Annotated in this window: 1 pseudogene; it reads left to right on the forward strand. The window is 50.8% G+C overall.

The annotated features are described in order from the left end of the window. A pseudogene (locus tag PZA18_RS24865) lies at positions 1–151 on the forward strand (IS5/IS1182 family transposase); the annotation flags it as partial. Between the last annotated feature and the right edge of the window lie 103 nt (positions 152–254).

Raw genomic sequence — 254 nt, forward strand, 5'->3', positions numbered from 1 at the left:
GTATGATGAGCACCTATACCAGCACAGGCATTTGGTCGAAAACGCTTTTCTCAAGATCAAGCGATGGCGCGGGATTGCAACCCGCTACGCAAAACGACTGAAGTCGTTTGTCGCGGCCGTTCAAATAGAGGGTGTCAGAATTTTTGTGTAACCGGTTCATGAGCGACACTATCGCTCTCAACCGGAGAGACCATGAACAAGACGCCACCGACGATCACTGACGAGCTACTGGATCAGCTGCTGATCAACTACCA

The organism is Parachitinimonas caeni (assembly GCF_030129945.1).
Lineage (GTDB): Bacteria > Pseudomonadota > Gammaproteobacteria > Burkholderiales > Chitinimonadaceae > Parachitinimonas > Parachitinimonas caeni.